The organism is Dapis brunnea BLCC-M229, from assembly GCF_050015995.1.
Lineage (GTDB): Bacteria > Cyanobacteriota > Cyanobacteriia > Cyanobacteriales > Microcoleaceae > Trichodesmium.
The window spans coordinates 1-5402 of record NZ_JBNHEP010000284.1 but is presented as its reverse complement, the minus strand read 5'-3'; the positions used below and the strand labels follow the sequence as shown (position 1 = coordinate 5402).

At 34.1% G+C, this 5402-nt stretch carries 5 protein-coding genes; 4 read left to right on the top strand and 1 reads right to left on the bottom strand.

Annotation, left to right across the window (positions count from 1 at the left end):
• Positions 1-451: 451 nt before the first annotated feature.
• Positions 452-706: a hypothetical protein gene (locus tag ACP6PM_RS32540; RefSeq protein WP_426590994.1), complete on the top strand. Its 255-nt coding sequence runs from the start codon at positions 452-454 to the stop codon at positions 704-706.
• Positions 700-1056 carry a type II toxin-antitoxin system PemK/MazF family toxin gene (locus tag ACP6PM_RS32535; protein ID WP_426590993.1) on the top strand — a complete coding sequence of 119 codons (357 nt, stop codon included), beginning with the start codon at positions 700-702 and terminating at the stop codon, positions 1054-1056. Before ACP6PM_RS32540 ends, ACP6PM_RS32535 begins: the two co-directional genes overlap by 7 nt.
• Before the next feature lie 279 nt (positions 1057-1335).
• Here the strand turns inward: ACP6PM_RS32535 and ACP6PM_RS32530 are convergent, their stop codons facing one another.
• On the bottom strand, positions 1336-2493 hold the full coding sequence (locus ACP6PM_RS32530) for a glycosyltransferase (RefSeq protein WP_426590992.1): 1158 nt from the start codon (positions 2491-2493) through the stop codon (positions 1336-1338).
• A 399-nt stretch (positions 2494-2892) separates the two neighbouring features.
• Here ACP6PM_RS32530 and ccsB point away from each other — a divergent pair, with 399 nt between their 5' ends.
• Together ccsB and ACP6PM_RS32520 are read left to right on the top strand one after the other, a co-directional pair.
• A complete protein-coding gene (ccsB, locus tag ACP6PM_RS32525; protein ID WP_426590991.1) occupies positions 2893-3948 on the top strand; it encodes a c-type cytochrome biogenesis protein CcsB in 1056 nt (351 codons plus the stop codon).
• Positions 3949-4101: 153 nt separating this feature from the next.
• Positions 4102-4449 carry a KGK domain-containing protein gene (locus ACP6PM_RS32520; RefSeq protein WP_293109099.1) on the top strand — a complete coding sequence of 116 codons (348 nt, stop codon included), beginning with the start codon at positions 4102-4104 and terminating at the stop codon, positions 4447-4449.
• Positions 4450-5402: the final 953 nt, after the last annotated feature.

Genomic DNA, 5402 nt, shown 5'->3' with positions numbered 1-5402 from the left:
CAAACAAATTTCCCCTTGTTCCCTACTCCCTATTCCCTATTCCCTATTCCCTAAACTTTCAATTTTAGTCTAGACGCGCTAGTAGGTCAGTCTTATATCAAGTTTCATAATTAGCCATAATAAAAATTATATAGCTGTTGAAGCGAGAAGATTTTTTCGGTGCCGAATGCTGCGCAAACAAATTTCCCCTTGTTCCCTACTCCCTATTCCCTATTCCCTATTCCCTAAATTTTTTAGATTTTAGATTTTGACCGGAATTTAAGATTTTCTCTGGAATTATCTGAAACAAATTAACCCTAAATTAAATCTAGTATCTAGGATAATTTTTGAATATTTAGTAAAGGGGAATTGAAATATCTCAAATAAATCAAGATAGTGATACCTCGATCGAGGTGTATTGACAGCAATATAACCAGTGATTATACTAACAGGAAAGTCAAAGTATAATTATATGGCCACTGTCAAAACTGCAATATCACTACAAGAGTATCTGTTTGAACAAGCTGAGGCAATAGCGGCAGAAATGAAAATTTCTAGAAGTCGTTTAATTGCTATTGCTCTAGAAGAGTTTATCCGTCGGCATCAAAATCGAATATTACTAGAAAAAATAAATGCTGCTTATGGAGATATTTCAGATACTGAAACATCAACATCAATAAGTGGTATTAGTGGACATCATAGGAGTATAATAGAGGACGAGTGTTAATTAATCAGGGCGATATATTCTGGATAGAATTAGGCGAACCATCCGGTTCTCAAGCTAACTATAGACACCCTCATGTTGTCATTCAAAACAATGTTTTTAATTTTAGTCTGATTAATACTGTTGTTGTTTGTAGTTTAGGTTCTAATATGAAACTTGCTGGGGTTCCTGGTAATATTGTCTTGTCACCAGGTGAGGCTAATTTACCAGATCAAAGAGTTGTGAATATATCCCAAATTTTCACAGTCGAAAAAGCGAAACTGACAGATAAAATAGGTACTCTTTCACCGGAGAGAGTAGAACAGATATTAAATGGAGTGGAACTATTACTAAAACCAACAGAAATGGAATAATAATTTAATTGATTTTTCAGTTTTTCCTCCTCACCTTACTTCCTCGAATTAATTATCTTTATGAATATATCTTTATGAATAAATTAAAATTTGTACTATAGCAATCATATTTCAGTTGTAAGATTTTAGTGGTAATTAGGAGTCAGAACTCAGGAGTCAGAATATAAAAGAATTTTGAGCGCTCTTAATTGTTTTTAAATATTTCATAAATCATTCCTGATTGCTATAGATTAATTACAACTAAATTTTTTTTGCAACTGCGGGTTTAATGAGACTAAATTAACCAATCTCTTTATAAAAAGATTTCAGTAATTCTGTATTTTTCTGCCAGTTAAGATGAGTTTTAGCAAAATTAATTCCACCCTCACTTAACTTTTCATATAGAGATTTAACACTCAACAATTTCTCCACAGAATTAACAATATTGACGGCATCAACTACAGGCAAAACCAAAGCATCTTTCTGATTTTCCATGACTAAACCAATATTAGTAGCTGGCAAAACTACAGGTTTACCCATTGCTAAAAATTCTGGCAATTTACAGGGGAAACGATAATCATTAAATTTATCGGGTCTACCTGGTTGAATTAACACATTTGCTAAAGCTAAAATTTCTGGCATTAAACTCCGGTCTACATATCCTAATTCAATTGCATATTGCCGCGCCCAAGTATCATCATCTCCCAAAAAATTACAGAAATCTCTACCTGTTCTAATTAAAACTGCAGGTTCACCTTCTCGGTTTAACATTGCCACTGCTAAATACAAACTTCTCACCTCATAAGTATTAGCAGCATGAACATTTCCGGTGTAAGAAAAAACCAAACTATTGTCAGGAACGCCAAATTTTTTTGCTATTTCTGGATTAGGAGTTCTCGGGTAAAAATACTCAGTTTTTACACCAGGCCATAAAATTAAACTCGGCACATTATTGGGCACAAATTCTTTTAATTTTTCAATAATAACTGTCACTCCATCCGCACTTGCTAGAAATTCCTTATATTTTTGGGGATGAGAAACATTATCGGGAATTGTTAGAGAACCATTAGCAGTAGCAATTTCTTGAAAAGGTTTATTTAAGTATTTTTCTAGAACATATTCCTCATTATCTTCCAAGTGAATGACTAACTTAAAGTCATAAGCTTTCCGGAGTTTATGACAGTAATTTCTAGTAATTTCTCGAGGAGTCCACACATGAACTACATCGGGTCCTTGCTGATTTTTAAAGCATTCGTTTAAGCGATAAAATTCACCATATTCTGTCACTTGATATAAATTTGCTAAATCTTCTCCTACCTGAGAAACAGTCTGTTTATTTCTAGGTACAGCTACTACACAATCAAAACCAAATTTAACAAAATTATTAGCAAAATGATGCACATGAAGCGCGCTATTAGAATGGAAATCTTCGTAGAGAACAAATAAAATATTTTTCATGACAATAAGGGAATAGGGACTAGGGAGTAGGGAATAGGGGAAAAGAATTAATTATTTCTGTACAATAATCAATACAATAAGGGAATAGGGAGTAGGAAGTAGGGAGTAGGGAAAAAGAATTAATTATTTCTGTACAATAATCAATTTTATTTTTGATTATTGGATTGGTAGGAAGTAGGGAGTAGGGTACAAAGAATTAATTATTTCTGTACAATAATCTATGGTCAAGTTAACATATTTTCTTAGTCTTACGAAATAATCCCTATGATAAAAAATATAGCAGTCGAAGCAAAGATTAGGATATTTCTAAATCCTGAAATCCTTTGACAGTTTACTATTCCCTATTCCTTAGCGCGTAGCGCTATATAAACTGAAATACATAATCATGGAGAAAAATTAATGGATCTAGTCAGACTCCAAAACTCACTGGACAATATCTCGTTTGCTATCTTATTTACCACAATGCTCATTTACTGGGTAGGTGCTGCTTTTCCTCGTATCCCTTATCTCTCAGTTTTGGGTTCTACAGGAATGGCGATCGCTAATCTCTGTATTGCAACATTACTTGGCGCTCGTTGGTTGGAAGCTGGTTATTTCCCTATTAGCAATTTGTACGAATCTCTATTTTTCCTAACATGGGGACTTACTACTATTCATCTTATAGCTGAAAATATGAGTGGCAGTCGCTTGGTAGGGATTTTTACCTCTCCAGTTGCTATGGGTATTTCTGCTTTTGCTGCCCTAACTTTGCCTTCCAATATGCAGATATCTGAACCCCTGGTGCCTGCTCTAAAATCTAATTGGTTGATGATGCACGTTAGTGTAATGATGTTGAGTTATGCAACTCTTATGGTGGGGTCGTTATTGGCGATCGCTTTTCTAATTATTACCAGTGGCCAAAAAGTAGAACTTAGTGGTAGTTCTTTTGGCACTCGTGCTTATAGAAATAATCATTTCGTGAAGCACTCGCAGAATTTGCAACTGCAAACAGAAGTTGGTCACCTGAACGAAATGAATAACAACCATGAACCTTTTCCCCTATCTAAAAACAATGGCCATAGTAAAACTGCTGTCTTGGAAATGACCCAGGTTACTCAAACAGTTGAGGCAGAAACAACCCTTTCACCTGAGCGTTTGAATATTGCTCAAACCCTAGATAACATTAGTTATCGTATTATTGGCTTAGGGTTTCCACTGCTGACTATTGGGATTATTGCTGGAGCAGTTTGGGCAAATGAAGCTTGGGGTTCTTATTGGAGTTGGGACCCGAAAGAAACTTGGGCCTTAATTACTTGGTTAGTATTTGCAGCTTATCTTCACGCTCGTATTACTAGAGGATGGCAAGGGCGAAAACCTGCTATTTTGGCTGCTACCGGATTTGCTGTAGTCTGGGTATGTTATTTAGGAGTAAATCTTTTGGGTAAAGGTTTACATTCCTATGGTTGGTTTTTTTGATTGAAAATCAATGGCTTACAGCATAGCTTTTAATTTACTTCACTTCAATGAATAGGCAAAGAGGGAAGTAGGGAGTGGGGAGTAGGAAATGGCTATTATAAATTCCCAATTCCCCTTTCTTGCTTCGTTAAAAATAAATCCAGGATAATTATTATGGAAACTGAAGTTCATCTATTAAATAATGATGATGTTTTGTCTACAGGTGCTAGTCTTTTAATGTTTCAATGTACATTTAAAGTTAGTGAATATATAACTATGATTTTAGCTAGGTTAGAGTCGGAAAATTTATTTGAAGATGGGCTAGAATGTCAATTATTGAAACCTGGTTCTTACTGGAAAAAAGGAAAGGTAAAACTTCGTTTAGAATTTTATACAGAAACTTATGATACTGTTTCAAAAAAAGGGTTATCTGAAACTGCTGTTAGTTCTATAGCTCAGTCCTTGACTTATCTAATACAAAATTCTGAAGAAATACCACAGGATGTAGGAATGTGGAGTTAATTTTCGATGATTTATCATTCACCAGTTAGTAGTTTTTATTTGAACTTTTTAGTAGGTGATTTTTTCTAGTCTATAGTTAATTTTATATTGTTTAAATGGAGCCATTGGAACTAAGATAGTAAGTTAAGCAAAGGTATTTTAAAGTCTACAAAAATACTTTTTATTTATTTCCGACTACTTAGCAATGAGAAATAGATTAGGGTATCTTTCTGTTTCTTATTCCCTATTCCCTTACAACCATAATTTATTATCCTACCCAAAAGACATAGTGCTATAGGGTTACCCGAAACTCAAAAGTCACTCATGCAAAAGTGAAAAGTAATCTCTAAGTAGGTTTCAGGATTTAGCAATTTCAAACAGCTAATTGAGTAGTGCTATATAACTAATGCCATTTCTCAAAAACTTTTCTCAATTTTATTAAGCAATTAAGCAAGAGAGTGGGTAGGGAGGTTGCATGCAACCTCCCTAAAGAGAAGCAAACATAAGAATAATTAACATGCTCCTAGGATGCTAATTATTTAATAATTGAAGTGCTACCTAAGTATAGGAACACTTTTGAGATTTGGTATAACCTTAAGTCATTCAAAAACTTTATTGAATAAAAATAAAGCCTCACGTTAGTAATCAAAAAACTAACATATAGTAATTCTCGCTCTTAGTGAAATACACAAGTTTTATATTTTCGGGAATAGAGAAGAGAAAAAAATACTGTATCTCATTAATAAGAGAACTTCTATATCTGCCAATAGCTCAAACAACTTATGGAGAAATGTCTAAAAAAAAATCGTTAGAGGTCGTGCATCTTGAATTGTTACTCTAGGTTATCAAACTTACCGGATAATTAATAATTAAATAACTAAATAATTAAACAGTTTAGGTTAAAAGCCTCCCCTTGGATAGGGGAAAAAGCGGTCGTTTGCGGAGCATTCCGTCAGGATGGGATGGCGAGGTCT

What these genes read in the sequence shown, in the direction of transcription:
- ACP6PM_RS32540 (WP_426590994.1), top strand. Translation starts at nt 452, where the DNA reads ATGGCCACTGTCAAAACTGCAATATCACTACAAGAGTATCTGTTTGAA.
- ACP6PM_RS32530 (WP_426590992.1), bottom strand. Translation starts at nt 2,493, where the DNA reads ATGAAAAATATTTTATTTGTTCTCTACGAAGATTTCCATTCTAATAGC.
- ccsB (WP_426590991.1), top strand. Translation starts at nt 2,893, where the DNA reads ATGGATCTAGTCAGACTCCAAAACTCACTGGACAATATCTCGTTTGCT.
- ACP6PM_RS32520 (WP_293109099.1), top strand. Translation starts at nt 4,102, where the DNA reads ATGGAAACTGAAGTTCATCTATTAAATAATGATGATGTTTTGTCTACA.